Source organism: Micromonospora tulbaghiae (assembly GCF_900091605.1).
In the GTDB taxonomy this organism is placed as follows: Bacteria; Actinomycetota; Actinomycetes; order Mycobacteriales; family Micromonosporaceae; genus Micromonospora; species Micromonospora tulbaghiae.
Window position 1 is genome coordinate 1 of record NZ_FMCQ01000004.1, and the last position, 23,188, is coordinate 23,188.

General features: G+C 71.6%; 21 protein-coding genes and 1 pseudogene. 12 read left to right on the top strand and 10 right to left on the bottom strand.

Going from position 1 to position 23,188, the window contains the following annotated elements; genetic code table 11:
* A pseudogene (locus GA0070562_RS12770) lies at positions 1 to 342 on the top strand (hypothetical protein); the annotation flags it as partial.
* 71 nt (positions 343 to 413) lie between these two features.
* On the opposite strand, the gene pulA reads toward GA0070562_RS12770, so the two are convergent.
* Together pulA and GA0070562_RS12780 are read right to left on the bottom strand one after the other, a co-directional pair.
* The gene (gene pulA, locus GA0070562_RS12775) at positions 414 to 5,909 is read right to left on the bottom strand and encodes a pullulanase-type alpha-1,6-glucosidase (protein WP_091420293.1); all 5,496 of its coding nucleotides are present in this window, start codon (positions 5,907 to 5,909) and stop codon (positions 414 to 416) included.
* A gap of 142 nt (positions 5,910 to 6,051) precedes the next feature.
* Positions 6,052 to 6,738, bottom strand: a complete 687-nt coding sequence (locus GA0070562_RS12780; RefSeq protein ID WP_091420295.1) for a cellulose binding domain-containing protein — start codon at positions 6,736 to 6,738, stop codon at positions 6,052 to 6,054.
* A gap of 154 nt (positions 6,739 to 6,892) precedes the next feature.
* Between GA0070562_RS12780 and GA0070562_RS12785 the strand changes: the two genes are divergently transcribed.
* Positions 6,893 to 7,492: a GNAT family N-acetyltransferase gene (locus GA0070562_RS12785; protein WP_091420297.1), complete on the top strand. Its 600-nt coding sequence runs from the start codon at positions 6,893 to 6,895 to the stop codon at positions 7,490 to 7,492.
* 39 nt (positions 7,493 to 7,531) lie between these two features.
* Here GA0070562_RS12785 and GA0070562_RS12790 read toward each other — a convergent pair whose 3' ends face one another.
* Positions 7,532 to 8,185, bottom strand: coding sequence for a GOLPH3/VPS74 family protein (locus GA0070562_RS12790; RefSeq protein WP_091420300.1), 654 nt, complete (start codon positions 8,183 to 8,185; stop codon positions 7,532 to 7,534).
* A 199-nt stretch (positions 8,186 to 8,384) separates the two neighbouring features.
* Between GA0070562_RS12790 and GA0070562_RS12795 the strand changes: the two genes are divergently transcribed.
* Entirely contained in the window at positions 8,385 to 9,896 is a 1,512-nt protein-coding gene (locus GA0070562_RS12795; protein WP_091420302.1) for an APC family permease, read from the top strand.
* 52 nt (positions 9,897 to 9,948) lie between these two features.
* On the opposite strand, the gene GA0070562_RS12800 is transcribed toward GA0070562_RS12795, so the two are convergent.
* Positions 9,949 to 10,338 carry a hypothetical protein gene (locus GA0070562_RS12800; protein ID WP_030274248.1) on the bottom strand — a complete coding sequence of 130 codons (390 nt, stop codon included), beginning with the start codon at positions 10,336 to 10,338 and terminating at the stop codon, positions 9,949 to 9,951.
* 41 nt (positions 10,339 to 10,379) lie between these two features.
* Positions 10,380 to 11,132 carry a hypothetical protein gene (locus tag GA0070562_RS12805; protein WP_091420304.1) on the bottom strand — a complete coding sequence of 251 codons (753 nt, stop codon included), beginning with the start codon at positions 11,130 to 11,132 and terminating at the stop codon, positions 10,380 to 10,382.
* On the opposite strand from GA0070562_RS12805, the gene GA0070562_RS29930 reads away from it, so the two are divergent.
* Complete coding sequence (locus tag GA0070562_RS29930; RefSeq protein WP_139135452.1) at positions 11,131 to 11,322, top strand: hypothetical protein; 192 nt, start codon at positions 11,131 to 11,133, stop codon at positions 11,320 to 11,322. The genes GA0070562_RS12805 and GA0070562_RS29930 overlap by 2 nt on opposite strands.
* A 41-nt stretch (positions 11,323 to 11,363) precedes the next feature.
* Positions 11,364 to 12,260 carry a hypothetical protein gene (locus GA0070562_RS30655; RefSeq protein ID WP_254663788.1) on the top strand — a complete coding sequence of 299 codons (897 nt, stop codon included), beginning with the start codon at positions 11,364 to 11,366 and terminating at the stop codon, positions 12,258 to 12,260.
* Between the two features lie 638 nt (positions 12,261 to 12,898).
* Here the strand turns inward: GA0070562_RS30655 and GA0070562_RS12820 are convergent.
* Together GA0070562_RS12820 and GA0070562_RS12825 are read right to left on the bottom strand one after the other, a co-directional pair.
* The gene (locus GA0070562_RS12820; RefSeq protein WP_091420307.1) at positions 12,899 to 13,552 is read right to left on the bottom strand and encodes a DedA family protein; all 654 of its coding nucleotides are present in this window, start codon (positions 13,550 to 13,552) and stop codon (positions 12,899 to 12,901) included.
* 23 nt (positions 13,553 to 13,575) lie between these two features.
* Complete coding sequence (locus tag GA0070562_RS12825) at positions 13,576 to 13,932, bottom strand: VOC family protein (protein ID WP_091420309.1); 357 nt, start codon at positions 13,930 to 13,932, stop codon at positions 13,576 to 13,578.
* Positions 13,933 to 14,087: 155 nt separating this feature from the next.
* On the opposite strand from GA0070562_RS12825, the gene GA0070562_RS12830 reads away from it, so the two are divergent.
* The 3 genes from GA0070562_RS12830 to GA0070562_RS12840 all read left to right on the top strand — a co-directional run bounded on the left by GA0070562_RS12830 (position 14,088) and on the right by GA0070562_RS12840 (position 18,513).
* On the top strand, positions 14,088 to 16,943 hold the full coding sequence (locus tag GA0070562_RS12830) for an aconitate hydratase (protein WP_091420312.1): 2,856 nt from the start codon (positions 14,088 to 14,090) through the stop codon (positions 16,941 to 16,943).
* A 326-nt stretch (positions 16,944 to 17,269) separates the two neighbouring features.
* Positions 17,270 to 18,235 (top strand): trypsin-like serine peptidase, encoded by a 966-nt coding sequence (locus GA0070562_RS12835; protein WP_091420314.1) that lies wholly within the window; start codon positions 17,270 to 17,272, stop codon positions 18,233 to 18,235.
* 74 nt (positions 18,236 to 18,309) lie between these two features.
* Positions 18,310 to 18,513 carry a hypothetical protein gene (locus GA0070562_RS12840; protein WP_091420317.1) on the top strand — a complete coding sequence of 68 codons (204 nt, stop codon included), beginning with the start codon at positions 18,310 to 18,312 and terminating at the stop codon, positions 18,511 to 18,513.
* Positions 18,514 to 18,654: 141 nt separating this feature from the next.
* On the opposite strand, the gene GA0070562_RS12845 is transcribed toward GA0070562_RS12840, so the two are convergent.
* Positions 18,655 to 18,885: a hypothetical protein gene (locus tag GA0070562_RS12845; RefSeq protein WP_091420319.1), complete on the bottom strand. Its 231-nt coding sequence runs from the start codon at positions 18,883 to 18,885 to the stop codon at positions 18,655 to 18,657.
* A 96-nt stretch (positions 18,886 to 18,981) separates the two neighbouring features.
* Here GA0070562_RS12845 and GA0070562_RS12850 point away from each other — a divergent pair, with 96 nt between their 5' ends.
* On the top strand, positions 18,982 to 19,683 hold the full coding sequence (locus GA0070562_RS12850; protein ID WP_091420322.1) for a TetR/AcrR family transcriptional regulator: 702 nt from the start codon (positions 18,982 to 18,984) through the stop codon (positions 19,681 to 19,683).
* A gap of 13 nt (positions 19,684 to 19,696) precedes the next feature.
* Here the strand turns inward: GA0070562_RS12850 and GA0070562_RS12855 are convergent, their stop codons facing one another.
* The gene (locus GA0070562_RS12855) at positions 19,697 to 20,101 is read right to left on the bottom strand and encodes an SRPBCC family protein (RefSeq protein ID WP_091420324.1); all 405 of its coding nucleotides are present in this window, start codon (positions 20,099 to 20,101) and stop codon (positions 19,697 to 19,699) included.
* A gap of 85 nt (positions 20,102 to 20,186) precedes the next feature.
* On the opposite strand from GA0070562_RS12855, the gene GA0070562_RS12860 reads away from it, so the two are divergent.
* A complete protein-coding gene (locus tag GA0070562_RS12860) occupies positions 20,187 to 20,657 on the top strand; it encodes a YfbM family protein (protein WP_225853318.1) in 471 nt (156 codons plus the stop codon).
* Positions 20,658 to 20,722: 65 nt separating this feature from the next.
* Positions 20,723 to 21,499, top strand: a complete 777-nt coding sequence (locus GA0070562_RS12865) for a hypothetical protein (protein ID WP_091420329.1) — start codon at positions 20,723 to 20,725, stop codon at positions 21,497 to 21,499.
* A gap of 10 nt (positions 21,500 to 21,509) precedes the next feature.
* Here GA0070562_RS12865 and GA0070562_RS12870 read toward each other — a convergent pair whose 3' ends face one another.
* Positions 21,510 to 22,241: an SDR family oxidoreductase gene (locus tag GA0070562_RS12870; RefSeq protein ID WP_091420331.1), complete on the bottom strand. Its 732-nt coding sequence runs from the start codon at positions 22,239 to 22,241 to the stop codon at positions 21,510 to 21,512.
* 95 nt (positions 22,242 to 22,336) lie between these two features.
* Here GA0070562_RS12870 and GA0070562_RS12875 point away from each other — a divergent pair, with 95 nt between their 5' ends.
* On the top strand, positions 22,337 to 23,185 hold the full coding sequence (locus GA0070562_RS12875; RefSeq protein ID WP_091420334.1) for a LysR family transcriptional regulator: 849 nt from the start codon (positions 22,337 to 22,339) through the stop codon (positions 23,183 to 23,185).
* The last annotated feature ends 3 nt before the right edge of the window (positions 23,186 to 23,188 follow it).

A 23,188-nucleotide genomic window follows, 5' to 3' on the forward strand; every position in this document is an offset into this window, starting at 1 on the left:
TTCGGCGGCGGCATCTACAACGGCGAGTGGCTCATCAAGATCGAGGACGGCTTCCTCGCCCGCGACCACGACAAGGACGACAACGCCACCCTCACCATCCGCGACACCGACATCAAGGGCAACACCGCCCTCAACGGCGGCGGCATCTTCAACAACAAGGCGAAGATCACCCTGACCAAGACCCACGTCACCAAGAACACCGCCACCGACTCCAGCAAGCTCCACCGGGTCGCCGGCGGCGTCCTCAACAACGAAGGACGCGTCAAGCTCGACGACAAGTCCCTCATCAGCAACAACGACCCCACCAACTGCGCCAACACCGTCGAGGACTGCTTCAACTGACCTGACGGTCCGCCGGTACGCGACCGGCCCCCTGCCACGTGACGTGGCAGGGGGCCGGTCGGCCGTGTCGGTCAGCTCTGGACGAACACCGCCACGCTGCGCGCGGGCACGGTGAACGTGCCGGCGCTGCGGTCGAACGACGCGGTACGCAGCGCCGGGTCGGCCGAGTTCCGCAGCACCGGATGCAGCGTCACGTCCGCGCCGCGCAGCTCGGTGACGGTCTGCTCCGCCGTCTCCGGCGTGGCGTTGAAGACGACGGTCACCGACTTCCACTTCCCGTCCAGCCCTCGCGCGTCGAGGGTCATGGTGAGCACGCCCGGGGTCTCCTTCGTCCCGGACAGCGGGAACGCCACCCGCTCCTGCACCTGCTCGGCGGTGTCGAGCCCGAACACCGGCGAGGACCGGCGGACACGCAGCAGCTCCGCGTACCGGGCGTCGGCCAACTCGATCGCCGCGCAGTCCGGCACCAGCGACGGATCGGCCAGCAGCGGCTTCGCGTACGACCACTTGTCCTTGTTGTCGGCCTCCGGCGGCAGGCCGGCGCCGAACCCGTTGCCCTGGGCGCAGTCCCACCGGATCTGGTTGAACCAGTCACCGGAGTTGTACGAGTTGCGGTCCAGCGACTTCGAGCGCAGCCGCTCCGAGCCGGTGGTGACGAACCCGGCGCCCTGACCGAGCGCCGTGGTCGCCAGCGCGAGCACCTGCATCCGGGCCCGGTCCTGCGCCGAGGTCCCCTGCGGCAGCTTGTACGCCAGCGCGTCGTACAGGATCTCGTTGTCGTGCGCGTCGACGTAGGTGACCGCCTCGCCCGGCGCGGCGGTGTACCCGGCCGGCGCGCCGTTGTAGTCGACCTGGGCCCCGGTGACCCGCTTGCCGGTGGAGTCGGTGAACCGGTAGCCGCGCAGGTTCCCGGTCAGGCCCACCTTGATCAGGTCGTGCTGGTGCAGCAGCCGGGCCCGCTGCTCGGCAGCCGAGCCGTTCACCTCGTCGCCGTTGGGGTCGGTGTAGAGGCCGGAGGCGAAGCCCTGCACCCGCGGGTTGGCGTCGAACGGACCGCCGCCGCGCACCGCGTCCCGGAGCCGGTCGTTGAACGTGCCGATGCCGGTGCCGGCCATGTTGGCCTGGGTGGCCTGCGTGAACCGGGCGTCGTCGGCGACCTCGCCGAAGTTCCAGCCCTCGCCGTAGAGCAGGATCTTCCGGCCGTCCACGCCGTCGCGGGCGAGCGTGAGCTTGTCCAGCGCGGCCCGTACGGCCAGGATGTTCGCCTTCGGGTGGTGGCCCATCAGGTCGAACCGGAAACCGTCGACCTTGTACGCCTTGGCCCAGGTGACGAGCGAGTCCACCACGAGCTTGCCCATCATGGCGTGCTCCGGGGCGGTGTTGGCGCAGCAGGTCGAGTTGGCCACGGAACCGTCGTCCAGGAGTCGGTGGTAGTAGCCCGGCACCACCTGGTCGAGCACCGACTTCGGGTCCGTGCCGGCGGCCGAGGTGTGGTTGTAGACCACGTCCATGACCACCCGCAGGCCGGCCTTGTTCACCCCGGCGACCATCTGCCGGAACTCGGTGGTGCGCTTCGCGCCGTTCGAGTCGGTGGCGTACCCACCCTCCGGCACGGTGTAGTGCAGCGGGTCGTACCCCCAGTTGTAGCCGTCGGTGTCGGCGACCGCCGCGACGCACTTCTGCTGCTGGTCGGAGTCCGGCGGCAGCGCGGCCAGGTCGCAGGCCGGCCGGGCCTGGTCGGCCCGCTTCTCCGGGATGGTGGCGAAGTCGAAGGCCGGCAGCAGGTGCAGGTGGTTGACCCCGGCGTCGCCGAGCGCCCGCAGGTGCTTCATGCCGGCCGTGTTCGGATCGGTGAACGCCAGGTAGGTACCCCGCCGTTCGGCCGGAACCGTGGTGTCGGCGACGGAGAAGTCCCGTACCGACAGCTCGGAGATCTGGACCTTCGACGCCGGCGGGGCGGCCGGCTTGCGCAGGTTCGCCCAGCCGGCCGGCGCGAGCGCCGGGTCGGTCAGGTCGACGATCTGGCTGTGCGTGGAGTTCGGCGCGAGCGCCACCGAGTACGGGTCGGTCACCGACGCGGTGACCATCTTCTGCGCGGCCGGCTGCCACGCCTGCACCTGGTAGCGGTAGTAGCGGCCGGTCCACGCCTTCGTGCCGCGTACCGACCAGACGCCGGTGCGGTCGTCGCGGCGCATCGCCACAGTGGTCGGCTGGGCCGTGGGCGAGTCGAACAGCTCCAGCGAGACGGTCCGCGCGGTCGGCGCCCACACCGCCAGGGTGGGCACCCGGCCGGCGAACGTCGGGCCGAGCTTCGCGCCGGTCGCGGCCGCGTAGACGTCGTCGAGCACGCCGGGGATCTGCACGCCGGTGGCGGCGAGCAGGGTGCCCTCGGCGTCCCGCTCGGTCACCACGAGCTGGCCGCGCAGCGCCGCCGGCACCTTGGCCAGGTCGCCGCGCGCGAGCGTGAAGGCGTGCGAGGCCCAGAGATGGGGGTACGCCTGCCGTTGCGCCTCGGTCAGCCCGTTGCGCTGCGCCCGCAGCGGAATGGTGGTGTACGTGCCGGTCAGCTCACCGTCGGCGAGGCCGATCCCACCGGCCGGGGCGACGGCCAGCGCGTACCGCCTGCCGTCGGTCGGCCCGGTCGCCCAGGCCACTGTCGACCTGTCGATCCACTGCGCCTTCTGCTTGGTCAGGTCGAGATCCTTCGCGGCGCCGGAGGTGGTGGTCGGCAGCAACCGGCCCTTGACGCCGGCGAGCAGCCACACCTCCCGCCCGGCGGAGGCGAAGTCGAGCCGCTGGTCCTCGGGCTGATCCTTCTCGTCGCCCGAGTGAATGATGTAGCTCAGCCCGCTCGCCCCGGCCGCGAGCGGAACCCGGAACACCGCGCCGTACGCGTCGATCTTCTCCGGCTTGAGCGGGGTGGCCCAGTCGGTCGGGTTCGCCGCGCCGTCCCACAGGTGCAGGCCCCAGCCGTCGTAGTTCCCGTCGGCCTTGCGCCAGTGGATCAGCGCCGTGTTCTGGTCCACCGGTGGGTCGGGTTCGCCGGTGGCGGCCTGCCGCGTCGGGTGGACCGCCGGGTCGCCCTGCTTGACCCAGACCTCGCCGGTGGCCGTCACGTCGATGGTGCGGTCGTTCGCCACGTCCTTGTTGCCGTCGCCGTCGATCACGAGGAAGCCGACCGTCTTCGCGCCGGGCTTGAGCTTGACCCAGGCGAACCGGCCGTACGAGTCCTCACCGGCGAACGGCTGCCCGGCGGGCCATTCGGTCACGTACGCCGGGTCGATGTCGCCCCAGGCGTACAGCCGCCAGTCGTCGTACCCGCCGGCCGGGCGCTGGTAGTGCACGATCGCCCAGTCGCGCGACGCGCCCTGCGCGGGGGTGCCGACGGTGCCGGTGGCGCGGGCGGTGGCGGTGCGGCCCTTGCCGTCGCGAACCACCGCCTTGTACTCCACGCGGGTCCCGCCGGGCAGGCCGGTCAGGTCGTGGTGCACGGTGTACGGCGCGCGCTGCGCGCTGCCCAGCAGCGTCCACTTGCCACCTGCGACCCGGGCGGCGAACGTGACGGTGGCGAGCGGGTCGCCGGTCACCTGGGCGGTGACGGCGGCCCTGCCGGGGACCGGGGTGTCGCCCGGCTCGGTGATCGTGATCTTCGGTGCCCCGGCCTGCGGGATCGCCCGGTCGGCCTTCAGCACCAGCGCCGACATCGCCGGCACCGTGACGCTCAGCTTGCCGTCCGCACCGGCGGTCGCGCCGATGGCGCCGCCGTACACGCCGGTGAAGCGGGCGCCGGCCGACCAGGTGTCCACACTGACAGTCTGCGGCGTCGCGGCGTTGTTCACCGCCGCCACGTACTCGATCCGCTCGGACGGCAGGACGCGGGAGAACGCGAAGACGCCCGGCCCGTCGGCCGCGTGCCGGGTCACCTGCACGCCGTCGCGCAGCGCCGGGTGCGCCGACCGCAGCTCGCCCAGCCCGGCGATGGTCCGGTAGAGCGGGTGGCGGGTGTCGTACTGGTCCGCGGCGTGGGTACGGGTGGTGCCGATCAGGTCGTCGTCGAGGTAGTCGGCGGTCCGGGAGGCGAACATGTCCTGCCGGGCGTCCTTGTCGCCGCCCGGGCCGGTGAAGCCCTGCTCGTCGCCGGAGTAGACGACCGGCTGGCCCCGGGTGAGGAACATGAGCTGGTGGGCGAGCCGGCTGCGGTTCAGCTGGGTGGTGTCGTCACCACCGGCGGCGGCGACGAACGAGCCGATCCGGCCCATGTCGTGGTTGCCCAGGAACGTGGTGAGCCGGTTGGCGTCGGTGTCCCGCGCCGAGTACAGGTCGTCCTTGGCGTAGACGTCGGCGAGCGCCTTGGCCGAGCCGTCGGCGGCGGCGTAACCGCGTGCCGCCTCCTGGAACGAGAAGTCGAGCGTCGCGGGCAGCCCGCCCTGCCGCACGTAGGTGGACTGGATCTCCTGCTCGGCGCTGTAGACCTCGCCGAACATGAAGAAGTCCTTCTTGCCGGCCTTGGCCGCGGCGGCCTCGACGCCCCGGGCGAACTGCGGCCAGAAGTCGAGGTTCGTGTGCTTGACGGTGTCGAGGCGGAACCCGTCCACACCGGCCTTGCCGATCCACTGGGCGTAGATGTCGGTCATGCCGCGAACCACCTCGGGACGCTCGGTCCACAGGTCGTCGAGGCCGAAGAAGTCGCCGTACTCGCTGTTCTCCCCGGCGAAGGTGGAGTCACCGCGGTTGTGGTACATGGTCGGGTCGTTCAGCCACGCCGGGACCTTGACCTTCGCGTCGGCAGGGGTGGCGAACACCGGTGTGTACGGGAACGACTTCTCGTTCACCGCCGGGAACTTCCGGGTGCCGTCGGCGTAGTTGCGGTCCTCGAAGGGGCGTCCCTGCGCGTCGCGGTAGGGGGCGGTCTTCTTGTCCACGTAGCCGTACTTGTCCTCGGCGTACCGGATGACGTCGGCGGTGTGGTTGACGATGATGTCGAGGTAGACCTTGATGCCCCGCCGGTGGGCCAGGTCGACCAGCTTCTTCAGCTCGGCGTTGGTGCCGAAGTGCGGATCGACCTGGGTGAAGTCGGTGATCCAGTAGCCGTGGTAGCCGGCCGAGACGTCCGCGCCGGTGCCCTGCACCGGACGGTTCTTGAAGATCGGCGCGAGCCAGATGGCTGTGGTGCCGAGGCCCTGGATGTAGTCCATCCGGTCGATCAGGCCCTTGAGGTCGCCACCGTGGTAGAAGCCCTTGTCCGTCGGGTCGAGGCCGGTGGTGAGCCGGCCGCCGGTCAGGCCGCCGGTGTCGTTGCGCTTGTCGCCGTTGGCGAACCGGTCCGGCAGGACGAAGTAGAACTGCTCCGCCTTCTTGGTGTTGGTGGCGGCCTTGAGCAGCGCGTCGGGGGACGGCTCGCGGTTCCACTGCGGAGCGTTGCCGGCGGCCAGGACGTCGGGGGTGGCGGCCGGACGGGTGGCGTCGGCGCCGAGCTGGTGGAGGGCCACCGGCACGCCGACGAGAGTGAGTACGAGGGAGGTGACCAGGGCGAGCAGCGCCTTGGGGGATATCGGCGGCGGTTTCATCGACGGCCTTTCTCTGGTCGCTGATTCGCCCGCACGCTAGCCCTTGCCGAAACATTCTGCAATACCTTGCAAACACTGCCGCAACAAAGCAGTCACCTTGCAAGAGGAGGCATCCAACGCCGGCCCTACCGGGCCGCGCGACCTACCGTTCGGCGCAGGGCGTGCCGTCGACGGTGCAGCTCACCGGCCGGGTGCCGGCCCGCTCGATGTGGAACCGCACCGGCAGCGACTGCCCCGGGGCCAGGTCGAACCCGCTGCGATAGGTGAACACGCCGTCGTCGAAGCGGAACACTCCCTGCTCGGCGCCCTCGACCCAGGCGGTGACCAGCCGGCCAGCCGGGAACACCGCGCGCAGCGTCCAGCCCCGCGCCGTACGCGCGGTGTTGACCAGCAGCACCTCACCGATGAAGCCGCCGTCGAAGACGCTCGGCACGCTGTACCGGCCGGTCACCGCCGACGGCGGCGTCGGAGGAGGATTCGGAGGCAGCACCGGCCGGGCCACACCCCGGGGGCTGGGAGTCGGCGCGGCCGGAGTCGGCCGGGCGGGCAGCACCGTGGACCGGGGAGACAGGCCCGGCACCACCGCAGCGGTGGCGGAGACCGGCGACGGGCCGGTGGGGGTGACCGCCGTGGGCGTCAGCGGAACGTGCGGCAACGACATCACCGGATCCGCCGGACCGGCCGCCGGGAACGTACTGCGGCCCCGCACCGAACCGAGCGCCACCACCAGCAGGACCACCATCACGACCACGCCCGCGGCGACGAGGATCCAGGGGGACGAGGCCATGGCGGCCCCGGGCTGCCGGCCGGGACGACGCGTGCGGGACATGGTCCTCCTGTCGGGGTCCGGGCCAGAGTAGCCACCCGGACCGGGTCGCGGCGAGCATTGCGCCCGAGCCCTGCCGTCCGGCGCCTCGCACCTGATACCTTGCACGCCGATCAATGACCACAATGGCTCGTCGAGCCGGTAGGACGGATAGCCAGTGACTGAGTGGCAGAACAGTATCCGGCGGGCGTCCGCGACGGACGCCGCCGTCGTGACGGCGATTCTCGCCGAGGCTTTCATGCGGGATCCGGTGAGCGGCTGGGTCTTCCCCGACGACGACCATCGTGCGCGGGTCCACCGCGCCTTCTTCGCACCGTTCGTCGCGTTCGCGCTGCGCACCGGTGAGGTGCACATCGCCGGCGACGGGCTGGGCGCCACGCTGTGGCTGCCCACCGGCGAGGGCCACGACGCCGAGGACGGCGACGAGTTCGACGAGATGGAGGCCGCGATCGGCGCGGAGGCCATGAAGCGATTCGCCGTGCTGGACCAGATGATGAGCGCGCGGCACCCGGGTGAGCCGCACTTGTACCTGCCCTTCATCGGGGTGCACCCGGACCATCACGGCAAGGGCGTCGGGTCGGCGCTGCTGCGTAACAAGCTGGCCGAGCTGGATCAGGCCGGCACCGCTGCGTACCTGGAGGCCAGTTCGCCGCGCAACGCCGCGCTCTACGAGCGGCTCGGATTCCGGCGCCGTCCGGTCACGCTGGACCTGCCGGAGGGCCCCAGCCTCTACCCGATGTGGCGCGACCCGGCCTGACCGGTGCCGTCCCGCCCCGGCTCGGCCCGGGGCGGGACGTCATCGCCGTACCGTCGTGGTGGTGACGTCGAGCGCGCCCACGACGGCGGCGAGCAGCCCTTCGAGCTGAGCCGGCAGGAACCGGCGGCAGTCGCGCATCCGCGCGGCCACCTGCGGGTCGAAGATGTGCGCGGCCAGCCCGACCGCCTCGGCGAGCGTCGCCAGCAGCAGCGTCCCCGGGTCCAGCTCGGACGGGGACGAGTGCATCAGCATCGCGGTCAGCCGCACCCGAGGCGAGGCCGCCTGGTTCGGGTCGATGGCCGGCCAGCGCACCGCCCGGCCGATCAGCTTGCCCTGCTCGCGGCGGAGCACGCCGGCGGTGACCAGCCGGGTGCCCACCCGCTCGTTGATGTTGAGCTGGGTCCGCAGGTAGCGGATCCACAGCCGGGCCGGATGCGCCCCCTCGCGGCGCAGGATCTCGGTGATCAGCAGGTCGGTGAGCGGCTCCTGCCACAGCCGCGGATCGACAGCGGCGATCCCCCCTCCGTCGAGGGCGATCCGGCCCTCGAACATCAGCTCGGCGAGCGCGGCGCCGGCCAGCCCGCACTCCAGCCGGTCAACAGCGACGTGCGGCTTGCCGGTGAACTCGTCGTGTCCGATAAGGAACAGCGCATCCGCAAGCCGGTAAGTGGCCTGCGCCCCGGGGTAGGTCATGGTCCATCCTCGAACGGTGGCCGTGATCGTCGACACGGGACGGTACGGCATGACCACGCACAGCTCAATTCCGGCCGTTCAGGCCGCACCCCAATCGATATCGAAGCGGGGTTGTCACGATACGTGATCACCAATACCCTGCTTCAGGTTGTTCCGAAGTAGACACCTCAATCCCCTCACCCCCTCCCCTGGAGAAGCCTTGTCCTCCGATCCGTTCTTCTCCGACGGTGGGCTGCGCCGCGGTCGTCTCGGCACCGCTCACCTCGTCTTCTTCACCGTCGCCGCGTCCGCCCCGCTGACCGTTCTCGGCGGCGGCGTCACCACCATGTACGCGGTCAGCGGCAACATCGGCGCCGCGCTCGGATACGTGCTCCTCGCAGCCGTGCTCGCCGTCTTCGCCACCGGCTACGCCGCGATGAGCCGATACGTCGCCAACGCGGGCGCGTTCTACGCGTACATCGCCAACGGCCTCGGCCGGGCCGGCGGGGTGGCCGGCTCGGCGGTCGCGCTCGCGGCGTACAACGCGATCCAGATCGGTCTGTACGGCCTGCTCGGCGCGATCCTGGGCGACTTCATGGACGCCAAGACCGGGATCACGCTCGACTGGTGGGTCTGGGCGCTGCTGGCGTGGGTCTTCATCGGCGCGCTCGGCGTCCTGCGCATCGACCTCAACGCCACTGTGCTCGCGGTGCTGCTCATCCTCGAGTGCGTGGCCGTGCTGATCTTCGACCTCGTCGCCTTCGCCAACCCCGACGGCGGCACCGTCACCACCGCCGGCATCAGCCCCGGCCACCTGTTCGGCGCCGGCTTCGGCGCGGTGCTCGCGTTCACCATCGCCTCCTTCACCGGCTTCGAGAGCGGCGCCATCTACAGCGAGGAGGTCAAGGACCCGCGGCGCACCGTGGCCCGGGCCACCTACATCGCTGTGGCGTTCACCGGCCTGTTCTACGCCTTCTCGGCCTGGGCGCTGACCGTGCTCACCGGTCCGGAGAACGCCCCGGCGGCCAGTGCCGAGGCGGGGCCCGGCATCATCTTCGGCGCGCTCGACCAGTACACCGGCGCCGTCGTCGCCGACATCGCCAACGTCCTGTTCATCACCAGCGTCCTGGCCGCCCTGCTGTCGTTCCACAACGGCGTGGCGCGTTACCTGTTCGCGCTGGGCCGGGAGCGGGTGCTGCCGGGCTTCCTCGGCGTCACCTCCAGCCGCAGCGGCGCGCCGGTCGCGGGCTCGCTGGTGCAGAGCATCCTCGCCGTGGTGGTGTTCCTGGCGTTCGCGATGACCGGCCGTGACCCGGTCATCGACCTGTTCACCTGGCTGTCCGGCGCGGCCGCGGTCGGCGTCGTGCTGCTGATGACGCTCACCTCGGCCTCCGTGGTGGGCTTCTTCCGGGGCCGTCAGGGTCCGGAGAGCGCGTGGCAGCGGGCGATCGCCCCGGCGCTCGGCACGATCCTGCTCACCGCCGTGCTGCTGGTGCTGCTGTTCAACTTCGACGCGCTGCTCGCCCCCGACACCGCGAGCTACCTGAAGTGGCTGCTGCCGGCGATCCCGGTGGCGGCGGGCGTGGTCGGCCTGATCTGGGGCGCGATCCTGCGTACCAGCCGGCCGGAGACGTACCGCCGGATCGGCCAGGTCACCGAGGAGGGCCTGCACGAGCCCGGCCTGCACCCGGCCCCCGAGGCCGACCGCTGGGCCGGCGCCCACCACCGCTGACGCCCGTCGGCGCGGCGGCCGGCCCGCGTGGCCGGCCGCCGCGCCAGCACGATCAGGCGGTACGGATGACTGTGCAGATCACCGGGCCGTCCTCGGTGGTACGCAGCAGATAGCGGTAGCGCTCGCCGGGCACCGCGCCGCCCTGGCTGTCCAGGAACTCCCAGCGCACCGCCACCTCGGTGAGCAGCGCCGAGATCTGCTGCACGTCCTCGATCTGCGCGTTCGCGGCGACGAGTTCCCGCTCCTGGTAGTCCGGCGCGGCGCCGACGAAGCTGAGCGCCACCGCCGCGGGCGAGGTGAACGAGAAGCTGTAGGTGTCGGCGACCACCAGCCCGGGCAGGGCGTAGCAGCCGGCGATGGCCGGCACGTCGGCAGTGGTCAGCGCCACGCCGTACCGGTCGAAGAAGTCGGTGAGCGTGTCGAGGTCGGTGGAAGCCGTCACGACGCTCCTCATTACCGGCCCGCCCCGGCGGCAAACCTTCCTCAGCGCGGCGGGATCCGCACCTCGATCTCGGCGCCGAGGCGCGCGCCGCCGCTGAGGGCCAGGTCGTCGCCGCTCCAGAACCGCCCGGGGTCGTACCAGTTGGGCCGTCGCCCTTCGGGTAGCAGGCCCATCGCCTCATAGGTCACCGCCACCACCTCGGCGCAGTACGCCGTCTCCAGCGCCGCGGCGTTCTCGCTGCTCGCGCCGCCGGTCCTGCTCGTGTCGCCGCTGTCGCCGGTCTTGTCCTGGTTGCCGATCGCACCCCTGTCGCCGGTCCCGCCCCGGTTGCCGATCTCGCCCAGGAGGCCGCCGAGGCTCAGGCGGCGCGGGTGCGGCAGCCGGCCCCGCGCCCACCGCCAGGCCAGCTGCGCGGTGGACGGGAACGGCGTCCCGTCCAGGCGAGCCACGGTACGCAGGACCGCCTCCTCCATCGCCGTGTCGGCCGACGGTTCGAGCTGGCGCAGCCAGCCCCGCTGGCCGTACCGGTTCGCCCAGACGCAGACCGCGTCCCGCAGGTCGTGCAACTGCACGCCACGCTGGTGGGTGCCGGTCCACATGTCCGGCAGCGAACGCCCCAGTTCGGCGTGCCACATCAGCGGCGGCATGTCGTCGAGCACCACGGCCATGCCGACGTGGTTCACCGGGCTGTTCGTGGTGAGCTGGATGGCCCGGTCGGGCACACTGCGGCCGCGGAACACCCACAGATCGCCGGTGCGGGTCAGCTCCACGGCCTCGTCCAGGCTGATGCTCATGGAGGACTACCCTATGCGGATGCGGCAACGAATGCGGTGGTGGAAGGTACTCGGTCTCGCGGGTCTCGCCGGCGTCGCGGCGACCGGAGTAGTGGTGGCCCGGGCCGAACGGCGGCGCCGGGCGTACACCCCGGAGGAGATCCGGGACCGGCTGCGCGAGCGGCACGCCAAGGCCTCGTCGTCGTCCTGACCGGACAGCCGGGGGCGGCGGATTCTCCTACCATCGCAACGATGGGAACCGTTTTCTGGGAGAGCCCGTTCGTCCTCGATCCCCCGCCGGCCGCCGTGGAGCGGCACGGCGACGTCGACCTGCACGTGCCCACCGGTGACGGCCGGCATCCCGCGGTCGTCGTCGTGCACGGCGTACCGGGGCCGCCCGAGGCTCCCGACGCGCGGGACTGGCCGCTCTACCAGGGCTACGGCGCGCTGCTCGCCGAGGCGGGCGTGCTGGCCGCGATCCCCCGGCTCACCGTGGCGAGCCCGGACGACCTGTACACAGTCGCCGCCCGGGTGAACGCCGCCGCCGAACTGCTCCGCGCCGACCCGCGCGTCGACCCCGACCGGCTCGGCCTCTGGTTCTTCTCCGGCGCCGGCCTGCTGCTCGGCGACTGGCTCCGCGACCCGCCCGCTTGGCTGCGCGGCGTGGCCGCAACCTATCCGCTGCTTGCCCCGCTGCCCGGATGGCCCCCGGTGGACCCGCGTTTCCGCCCGATGGACGCCCTCGACCTGCCCACGGAACAGGAGGCCACCACTGCCTCGGGCACGGCCTCCCCCGACGACGCCGGTGTCGACGTCCCGCGCCCGGAGGCGGCATCTGCCGACAGCGAGCGCGTCAACGCCCCGCAGCCGGACGCGACCTCTCCCGACGGCGCGAACGTCGACGGCGCGCAGGCGGAGGGCGCGGCGGGGCCGACGCTCGTGCTGACCCGGGCGGGACGGGAACGGCCCGACGTCGCCCCCACCATCGAGGCGTTCACGGTGGTCGCGCGGCGGCGCGGCATCCCGCTGCGCGTGGTGGACGTGCCGAACGGGCAGCACGGATTCGACGCGCTGGACCACAGCGAGGAGTCCCGGGCCGCGGTCCGCACCGCCCGCGACGCATTGGTCAACCTGCTCACCGCCCCCTGACCCCTGCCGCCGGCCCCGCCGAGATCCCGACGCATCCCACCCGCGCCGCCCACTTCCCAGGATCGCCGTCCCGCAGATCTTGGTAGGAAACGGCCCTCAGAGCGGCCTTCTCCTACCAAGATCTCGACCAACCCAGGGGTGACCGCGAGCAAGGCGTCCCAGAACCACCACAGCACCCAACCCACCGCCCCCACCGCGCGCCGATCATGAAGTTGGCGGCGACAAACCGGGCAACAACCACCGCCAACTTCATGATCAACGGGGAGGGTGGCCCTCGTTCACTCGGCTCAGCTGGCCCAGCGGTCCACCGCGCCCTGCCCCCGCGGTCGGCCGCCCGCCCGCGGCCCCAGTCCGCCCGAAATGCCCAGCCTGCCGGCCTACTCCGGTCCGCCATGCCCCACCCCGCCGACCTGGCCCACTCCGGTCCGCCACGCCCGGCCCGCCCCGATCCGCGCCGATGATCAAGGAGTTTGTGCCACTGCGGGAGCCCTCACAGCACACAAACTCCTTGATCATCGGACTGCGGGGAGCCCGGGGGGGCGGGCCGGGGCGGGAGGCAGGCGCTGTGTGCCCTGGACGGTGAGGCCCGGGAGGCGCTGGATCCGGCCGTCCGCCCTCAGTCGCGTACGGGGAAGCCGTCAGCGGTCGGCTGCGGGAACCGGGTCGGGCTGGTCGGAGGGCTCGGACACGTGCAGGCGCTTGGCACGGCGGCGCAGCCACGCGGTGCTGACCACGCCGGCCAGCACGGCCAGCACGAGCCCGGCCCAGGAGATGTCCTTGAGCCAGTGCTCGGCGGCCTGCCCGAGATAGAACAGCAGGTAGGTGGTGCCGAACGCCCACACCAGCCCGCCTGCGGCGTTCGCGACCAGGAACCGGCGGTACGGCACGCGCAGCGCCCCGGCCAGCGGCCCGGCGAGGATGCGCAGCAGCGCGACGAACCGCCCGAAGAACACCGCCCACACGCCGTGCCGGGCGAAGCTCAGCTCGGCGCGGGCCAGGTGTGCCGGGCCGAGGTGTTTCGGGAAGCGCCGGCCGAGCCGTTCCAGCAGGGGGCGGCCACCACGGCGGCCCACGGCGTACCCGATGGAGTCCCCGACGATGGCTCCGGTCGCCGCGGCGGCGGCCACCCATTCGGGCCCGACGGCGCCGGTGGCGGCGAGCAGCGCGGCGCTGACCAGCACGATCTCGCCGGGCAGCGGGATGCCCATGCTCTCCACACCGATCACCCCGCCCACGAGCAGGCAGATCAGGGCCGGCGGGAGCGCGGCGAGCCAGTGCTGTACGTCGACCACCCGCCGACCCTACCCGCGCCCGGTCACCCGGCGGGGGCCAAGAACTCCAGGCGGTTGCCGTGCGGGTCGTACGTGTGGAACCGCCGCATGCCGGGAATCTCGTCGTCGCCCCAGGTCACGGCGTGTCCGGCGGCGTCCAGGCGGGCGGCCAGCTCGTCCAGGTCGGGGCGCAGCAGTGCCGGGTGGGCCTTGCGAGCCGGGCGGAAGTCGTCCTCGACGCCCAGGTGCAGTTCCGCGTCGTACCCGGTGAACCAGCAACCACCGCGGGCGGCGAGGGCCGGGGGTTTGGGCTTCTCGGTGAGGCCGAGCAGGCCGGCGTAGAAGGAGCGGGACGCGTCCTCGGAGCCGCGGGGGCAGGCGAGCAGGACGTGATGGATCATGTGGCACCTCCTCGTCCCGCAGCGTGGCACGAGGTTGCACGAATAGCAAGACGGACGTACGGTTTTGTAGGGACCGACGCAGGTAAGTGTTGCCTAAGCACGGCAGCGCCCCGGTCGGTGCGACAAACTGCTCAGGACTACTCACGGTCGCTGGTGTGAAGGAGTACGACGTGGCGAGCCTCGACACCTTCGGTGCGAAGACCCAGCTACGCGTCGGAGACGCGAGCTACGAGATTTTCAGGATCGACAAGGTGGAGGGCCACGAGCGGCTGCCCTACAGCTTGAAGATCCTGCTGGAGAACCTGCTGCGGACCGAGGACGGCGCGAACATCACCGCCGACCACATCCAGCAGCTCGGCGCGTGGGACGCCACCGCCGACCCGAGCGTGGAGATCCAGTTCACCCCGGCCCGGGTGCTGATGCAGGACTTCACCGGCGTGCCCTGCGTGGTCGACCTGGCCACCATGCGCGAGGCCGTCCGTGACCTCGGCGGCGACGCCACCAAGGTCAACCCGCTGGCCCCGGCCGAGCTGGTCATCGACCACTCGGTCATCGCCGACCTGTTCGGCCGCGAGGACGCGTTCGAGCGCAACGTCGAGCTGGAGTACGAGCGCAACAAGGAGCGCTACCAGTTCCTGCGCTGGGGCCAGACCGCGTTCAACGAGTTCAAGGTCGTCCCGCCGGGCACCGGCATCGTGCACCAGGTCAACATCGAATACCTGGCTCGCACGATCATGGAGCGCAACGGCCAGGCGTACCCGGACACCGTCGTCGGCACCGACTCGCACACCACCATGGTCAACGGCCTGGGCGTGCTGGGCTGGGGCGTCGGCGGCATCGAGGCCGAGGCCGCGATGCTCGGCCAGCCGGTCAGCATGCTGATCCCCCGCGTGGTCGGCTTCAAGCTCTCCGGCGAGATGCCGGCCGGCACCACCGCCACCGACCTGGTGCTGACCATCACCGAGATGCTGCGCAAGCACGGCGTGGTCGGCAAGTTCGTCGAGTTCTACGGCCCCGGCGTCAGCGCGGTGCCGCTGGCCAACCGCGCCACCATCGGCAACATGTCGCCGGAGTACGGCTCGACCGTGGCGATCTTCCCGATCGACGCCGAGACCGTCCGCTACCTGGAGCTGACCGGCCGCGACGCGTCTCAGGTGGCGCTGGTCGAGGCGTACGCCAAGGAGCAGGGCCTCTGGCACGACCCGGAGCGCGAGCCGGAGTACTCCGAGCGCCTGGAGCTGGATCTCAGCACCATCGAGCCGTCGCTGGCCGGCCCGAAGCGCCCGCAGGACCGGGTGCCGCTCGGTAGCGCCAAGACGCTGTTCCGCTCCGCGCTCAGCGACTACGTGGCCGCCGACGAGACCGGTGGCGACCCGGGCCGCAAGCCGGGCGTGCCGCAGCAGGAGAAGCCGTTCGGCGCCGACGGCCCGGCCGACGAGGCGTCCGCCGAGTCCTTCCCGGCCAGCGACTCCCCCGCCAACGGCGTGAACGACCCGGCCGACGCGCCGCGCGACCTGGAGACCGCCGCGGTGGGCGCGGGCGGCCGGGCCAGCAATCCGGTACGCGTGACCGGCGCCGACGGCGTCGAGTACGAGCTGGACCACGGCGCCGTGGTGATCGCCGCGATCACCTCCTGCACCAACACCTCGAACCCGCAGGTGATGATCGGCGCCGCGCTGCTGGCCCGCAACGCGGTGGAGAAGGGCCTGGCCCGCAAGCCGTGGGTGAAGACCACCCTCGCACCGGGCTCCAAGGTCGTCATGGACTACTACGACCGCGCCGGCCTGACCCCGTACCTGGACAAGCTCGGCTTCAACCTGGTCGGCTACGGCTGCACCACCTGCATCGGCAACTCCGGCCCGCTGCCGGAGGAGGTCTCGGCCGCCGTCAACGACGGTGACCTGGCTGTCGTGTCGGTGCTGTCCGGCAACCGCAACTTCGAGGGCCGGATCAACCCGGACGTCAAGATGAACTACCTGGCGTCCCCGCCGCTGGTGGTCGCGTACGCGCTCGCCGGCACCATGGACATCGACCTGGCCAACGAGCCGATCGGCGAGGACGCCCAGGGCAACCCGGTGTACCTGCGGGAGATCTGGCCGAACAGCGCCGAGATCCAGGACGTCATCGCCTCCGCGATCGGCGCGACCGGCTTCAGCGCCGCGTACGCCGACGTGTTCGCCGGTGACGAGCGCTGGCAGTCGCTGCCGACCCCGACCGGTGACACGTTCTCCTGGGACGGCGAGTCGACCTACGTGCGCAAGCCCCCGTACTTCGAGGGCATGCAGCAGGAGCCGACCCCGGTGCAGGACATCGCCGACGCGCGGGTGCTGGCCAAGCTGGGCGACTCGGTGACCACCGACCACATCTCCCCGGCCGGCTCGATCAAGGCGGACTCCCCCGCCGGCAAGTACCTGGCCGAGCACGGCGTGGCCCGGCACGAGTTCAACTCGTACGGCTCCCGCCGGGGCAACCACGAGGTGATGATCCGGGGCACGTTCGCCAACATCCGGCTGCGCAACCAGCTCGTCCCGGGCGTGGAGGGCGGTTTCACCGTCAACCACCTGACCGGCGAGCAGTCCTCGATCTACGACGCCTCGATGGCCTACCAGGAGGCGGGCGTCCCGCTGGTCATCCTGGCCGGCAAGGAGTACGGCTCCGGCTCGTCGCGTGACTGGGCGGCAAAGGGCACCATGCTGCTCGGGGTCAAGGCGGTCATCGCCGAGTCGTACGAGCGGATCCACCGCTCGAACCTGATCGGCATGGGCGTGCTGCCGCTGCAGTTCCCGGGCGGCGAGACCGCCGAGTCGCTGGGCCTGACCGGCACCGAGACGTTCTCGATCAGCGGCGTCACCGCGCTCAACGACGGCGACACCCCGCGCACGGTGAAGGTCACCACCGACACCGGCGTGGAGTTCGACGCCGTGGTCCGCATCGACACCCCGGGTGAGGCGGACTACTACCGGCACGGCGGCATCCTGCAGTACGTGCTGCGCCGCATGATCGCGAGCTGATTCGCGTACGGCTGACACAGGGCCGCTTCCCGCTCCGGCGGGGAGCGGCCCTCGCCGTACCGTGGTCGTGCGGCCCGTTCGGTCATCGTCGCACTGCGAGGGCGTGTCGTCGGGCTGAAAGGGCCGCCCTTTCGCCCGTCCCACGCATTGAGAAAATTGCTATTCGATGAATTCCATCGCCCCCGATCGCACATCCGACACTGCAAACAATCGACGTCCATGATTCGTTGACACGCTCCGAACGCCGTCGATACGTTGCCGATATCGCGATGAACAACGGGGGCGCTCCAGTTTCGATCCGGGAATCGAACACTGGGAAGGATTTCATGAAGACGACGATCAGACTTCTGGCCCTGCCGGCCCTGATCCTGCCGGCGATCCTCGCCGGCACTCCGGCACTGGCCGACAACGGCACCACCGCAGGCACTGCTGCTCCGGCCGCGGTGACCTCGATCGAGCGCAAGGCGGGGTCGTCCTCGCAGGCCAGGGCCTACTGGACGGCCGAGCGCATGGCGGCGGCCACCCCGGCCGACGAGGTGGAGAAGTCCGCCGGCCCGGTCACCCAGAGCCCCACGGCGGAGCGGGTGCGACGCTTCGCCGAGGCGGTGGCGCCGAAGGACGGCAGCGGCTTCGGCACCCAGCTGAACGAGTCGATCACGGTCGGGAAGATCTTCTACACCAGTTCGACCGACGGCCTGGGCCACTACTGCTCCGCGAGCGTGGTGAACAGCCCGGCACGCAACATGGTCTTCACGGCCGCGCACTGCGTGCACGACGGGCCGGGCCGGGACTGGCACACCGCGAACTGGATGTTCGTGCCGTCGTACCGCAACGGCGCGCAGCCGTACGGCACCTGGGACTGGTCCACGCTCGCGGTGCCGAGCGGCTGGATCAGCACCCGCGAGCGGCAGTACGACGTGGCGGTCGCGCTCGTCTACGGCAGCCGGTCGATCGTGGACGCGGTCGGCGCCAACGGGCTGCTCACCGGTGGTGGGCGCGCGTACCACTACGACATCTTCGGCTACCCGAGCAACAAGGACAGCGGTGAGATCCAGTGGGTCTGCTCGGGCACGTCGCGGGACGCGGGCAGCAACCGGATCGAGATGAACTGCGGCTTCGGGGGCGGTTCGAGCGGCGGTCCGTGGTACTACAGCTACGACAACACCACCAGGCGTGGTGACGTGCACGGGGTGATGAGTTACTCGAGCGGCTCGAACACGAACGGCTCGCCGTACTTCTCCGCCGCGGTGGTGGGGACGCTCTACAACACGTACGCGAACGACACCTGGTGAACGACGGTCCGCCTGGTGTGCCACCCGGCGCACCAGGCGGACCGGCACCGGCCCCACGGCCCGGAGGAGGCGACATGTCACACCGTGTGCTGCTCGGCGCGGCCGCCGTCGCGGCGCTCGCCGTGGCCGCGGCCGTCGTGGTCGTCGCGACCCGCGACGGCGGCTCGGCGCGGCCCGCGCCCGGCCCGGTGGTCGCGACGCACAACCCGAGCCCCGGCGCCACCGATCCGTCCGAATACTGGACGAGGGAACGAATGCGGGACGCGATCGGCGACTGAATCACCGAATTGCGTTCGCCGGATTGCGTTGCCTGGAATCGAACGCTCGCGCACAGGTGCGCCGAATTCCTTCCGCTCACGACCACCGGCCGGGCTCGGGCGCAATTCCCATTCCCGTGGGGCGCGAGCGCCGGCGAGTGCTCACGGAACGGTGTCGGAGTAGACCTCGACGTCGTAGAGCAGTTGCACGTTGCGGCGGCCGTCGGTGATGCCGACGAAGACCGGGTCACCGGCCGGAGTGCGACCCTGGCGCCACACCTGTTCCCGGGCCGCTTCCCGCGACTCGTGATGGACACCGCCCTCGCGATGCGTCTGCAGGACGCGGCGGGCGGTGGTGGGGTCGCTGTCGAGGTGGATCCGCAGCAGGGGCACGGCGCGTCCTCCTTGCCCACTGTCGAGACCGGACTTTGGTCTGTTCAATCAGCTTACCGTTGTTAAGCTACCTGTCCAGTGAACTAGAGTGGCTCCATGACCACGACCGAGCCCGGTGCGGCGACGACACCGGTGTGGCTGCGGGCAGAGCCGCCGCGGGCGCGGCGCAAGCCGCCACTGACCCTCGGACGCATCGTGGAACTCGCGGTGACAGCGCTGGACGAGCACGGCGTCGAGGGCCTGACGATGCGCCTCCTCGCCCAGCGGCTCGACGTGACAGCCACCGCGCTCTACTGGCACGTGAAGACGAAGGACGACGTCCTGGATCTGGCCGTCGACCGCATCTTCGGCGACGTGCCGATTCCGGACGCCGGCGACGACTGGATGGAGGACATCCGCGTCCTCGTCCGGGCATGGCGCGACGCGATGCTGCGCCATCCCTGGGCACCCGGGCTCATCGGTCGTCCGATGCTCGGGCCCAACGTCCTGGCCCGTACCGAGTTCCTGCAGTCGGCGCTCGTGCGGGGCGGCTGCCGCGGTCTGCACCTCGCGGTCGCCACGAGAATGCTGGCCAACTACGTCATCGGGGCCTCGCTCACGGAGGCCACGTGGCGCCGGACCGCGGACCCGGGCGCGAGAGCCGCAGCCCGCGACCACATCGCCGCGAGCGCCGACACCTACCCGACCCTCAGCGCCTCCGGCCATCTCGACGACACCCGATGGGACGACGACCTGCTGTTCGAGGAGGGCCTCGACGCCGTTGTCCGGGCGGCAGCACAGACGGGGACGCCGGACTGAGCACGGGTATCGGTCAACCGGCGGCGCTCTCCAACACGGCCTTGAGCCGGGCCAGATCCGCCTCCACGAGCACGGTGTCCCGGTCGAAGTCCGCGTCGCTCATGCCCGGCATCCGCCGCAGGCTGAACACCACCTCGGTGGCGTCGCCGTCGGCGATCGCGCGCAGCGGCACGTACACCGTCTCGCCCGACGGCGTCAGCACCTCGTGGTCGAGCACGCCGTACTCGTTGGCCGGGGCGAAGGTCAGCCGCGCCCGCCCTTCGGGTGTGTCCACGAACCACTGGCCGTCGACCCGGGCCACCGAGCCGCCGAGGCCCGGCGCCCAGCGGGACAGGTTCCCCGGATCGGCGGCGAAGGCGTAGACCTCCGACACCGGCCGGTCGATGTGGACAGCGAGGTGCCGGGTGTCAGTGGCCATGCGCCGATGGTGCCATGCCTGTCGCACGCGCACGCTACGCTGCCGCCGATTCCGCCAGGCACCCCCGAGAGGCAACCCCATGGGCATGATCTTCAACGCACGCCGGCTGTCCGCCGAGGATCTGGCGGCGGTCCTCACCGACCCGGAGAAGGTCGGCACCCTGTTCCAGGGTGGCCCGGACGAGCTCGACCTCGACAAGGCGTGGCACGGGCTGCACTACCTGCTGAACGGCACCACGTACGAGGTCCGGGGCGACGCCGGCCCGGCGATCATCGGGGGCGACCCGATCGGGCCGGACCTCGGCATGGGCCCGGCCCGGCTGCTCATGCCCGACGCCGTGCGCGCCGTGGCCACCGGGCTCGACGCGGTGGACGAGACGACGCTGCGGGCCCGCTTCGACCCGGCGGCCATGTCGGAGGCCGAGATCTACCCGCACATCTGGGACGACGGCGACGACGAGTTCGACAACTACCTGCTGCCGAACTTCACCGCCCTGCGCGACTTCTACCGCGCCGCGGCCGAGCACGGGGACGGCGTGCTGCTCGCCATCACCTGAGCCGCCGGCAACGAGCCGCCGGAAACGGGTGCGCGCCGACGGCCGGGCGCCGGTAGCGTGCCGGCGTGGGACTCGACGCGTTCGTGTACTGCCGGTGCTGGCAGGACGGCCTCACCACGCCCTGCCCGGTCGAACCGGTCGGCATCGACGAGGAGGGCTGTCTCGCGCTGTTGCGGCCGTGGGAGGGCAACAAGGCCGCGCACCGCATGTTCGACGCCTGGCAGGCGGAGGCGTGCCCGCACAAGGCCATGGAGCAGGCGAGCGAGCACGTGTCCAACTGGGCCGGTGTGCGGCTGTTCCAGCAGGCGCTACGCGCCGCCGGCCCGGAGCGCTTCCCGACGCTCGCCACCGCGCTGCCGAACCTCAACGGCGGCTCGCTGCCGGCCGACCGGGCGGCGGTGGCGCTCGCCGAGCTGGACGCGTTCGTGCGCACCGACCGGATCAGCGACGAGGTCGAACTGATCGACGAGGCGACCGGCCGGGTGCTGATGCAGTACGTCGAGAGCTACCACGGGGTGTTCATGTTCGGCCCGGACTTCCAGGCCGGGGTCGATCCGAACGGCTTCTTCGTCCTCGACCGCGCCGACCCGCCCGCCACTCTGTTCCGGGCCGTCCGGTTCGGCCAGCGGCCGCTGCCCGGTGACCGGGTGGAGCTCACCGTCGGCGGGACGCGGACGGTGGTGACGATGCGGCCGGTGGGCGAGCACGGCGAGCCGCCGCCCGAACGGCTCGCGGTACGGACCCGGAGCCGGTCGGGCGAGGACTTCGCCTACATGGTGGAGCCGCTGCGCCGGCTGTGCGCGGCGTCGGTGGCGACCGGCAACCCGGTCATGTGGTGCTGACGAGCGGCGCTCACCACGGGATCACGCCGGCGTCCTCGAAGTAGCCGCCGGTCGGCCCGTCGTCCGGCAGCGTCGCCAGCCGGATTCCGATCGCCGCGCCCTGCTGCGGGGTTCGCACGCCCCGGAAGCCGTTCAGGTCGGTCGCGGTGAAGCCGGGGCAGCCGGCGTTGATCAGGATGTTCGTGCCTGCGAGCGCCCGCGCGTACTGGATCGTCACCGCGTTGAGCATGGTCTTCGACGGCGAGTACGCCACCGACAGCGGGCCGGTCTGGTCCTCGCCGGTTGACGCGCTCTGCCGGGTCAGCGAGCCGACGCCACTGGACATGTTGACGATCCGCGGCGAGGCTGAGCGGCGCAGCAACGGCAGCATCGCCTCGGTCACCCGGACCACCCCGATCACGTTCACCTCGACCGCGGTCCGGATGGTCGCGAGGTCGACGTCACCCGGGTGCTGGGGCATGCCACCGGTCACGCCCGCGTTGTTGACGAGCACGTCGAGGCCGCCGGCCTCCGTCTCCACCAGCCGGGCGGCGGCGGTCACGCTCGCGTCGTCGGTCACGTCCAGCGGTACGCCGAACGCGTCCACGCCACCCGCGCGCAGCTTCGCGACCGCTTCCGCGAGCCGTTGCTCGTCCCGGGCGCCGACGCCCACCCGCCAGCCCAGCGCGCCCAGGCCCGCCGCGATCTCGTACCCGATTCCCTTGTTCGCGCCCGTCACCAGCGCGATCGTCCGTTCGCTCATGCTCTCGATCCTGTCCGCGCGGCGCGCGGGCCTCCAACACCAGCTCGGTAGCGGGCGATACCCGACGGGTATCGATCCGGCGGTACGGTGGCGGGATGGAGACGCGGGAGCTTCGCTACTTCGTCGCGGTCGCCGAGGAACTGCACTTCGGTCGCGCCGCGCGCCGTCTGGGCATCGCCCAGCCGCCGCTGTCGCGCGCGATCCGGCAACTCGAACGGCGTCTCGGCGTGACCCTGCTGGAACGGGACAGCCGCAGCGTCGCGCTCACCGCGGCCGGGTCGGTGCTGCTACGGGAGGGCCGGGCCGCCCTGGACGCCGTGGATGCCGCCGACCGCCGTACCCGCCGCGCCGGTCAGGCCGTGAACGGCGGCCCCGGGCTGGTGCTGGCGACGAAGGCGGGCGCGTCGAGCGAGCTGCTGCCGAAACTGCTCGACGCGTACGCGGCCGAGCCGGACGCGGTCCCCGTCGAGGTGCTGTTGTGCGGCATCGGCGAACAGGAACGGCTGCTGCGCGACGGGCGGGCCGACGTGGCGCTGCTGCACCTGCCGTTCGACTCGACCACCGGCCTGGACACCGAGGAACTGGTCACCGAGCAGCAGGTGGCGGTCCTGCCGGCCGGCCATCCCCTGGCCCGGCGGCCGCACCTGCTGATGGCCGAGGTGGAGACGCTGTCCGGCCTGCCGATGCCGCGCTGGCCCCGGGCCGACGGGTCGTATCCGGAGGGCCTGGGCCCCGAGGTCCGCGACCACGCCCAGTTGTTCCAGCTCATCGCGCTCGGCCGTACCGCTGTGGTGCTGCCGGAGTCGGTGCGGACGCTGCTGCTCGCCGACCTGGCCGCCGTGCCGGTGCCGGACGCGCCGGCGGTGACCACCGTGATCGCCTGGCCGCCGCACAGCCGGTCCCGGCCCCTCGCCGCCCTGATCCGGACCGCCACCCGCCTGTAGGAC